Consider the following 228-nt stretch of genomic DNA (forward strand, 5'->3'; position numbering starts at 1 on the left):
GATATAGCAGATTCAGCACCGGGCACTGTCACACAAGTCCGTATTGGTGCTCAAGCTATGATACGCTTTGCCAAGAAAACAGGAGCTGCTGTTGTTCTTGTTGGTCATGTGACAAAAGATGGACAAATTGCTGGCCCTCGGGTCGTTGAACATATGGTTGATGGCGTTCTCTATTTTGAGGGTGAAGGAGGGCATCATTATCGCATTCTTAGAACTGTAAAAAATCGC

The 228-nt window shown here is 45.6% G+C and carries 1 pseudogene; it reads left to right on the plus strand.

Annotated features, from left to right (window positions below):
• A pseudogene (locus ACFINC_RS11710) lies at positions 1–228 on the plus strand (DNA repair protein RadA); the annotation flags it as partial.

The organism is Bartonella sp. AP58NXGY (assembly GCF_042195785.1).
Lineage (GTDB): Bacteria > Pseudomonadota > Alphaproteobacteria > Rhizobiales > Rhizobiaceae > Bartonella.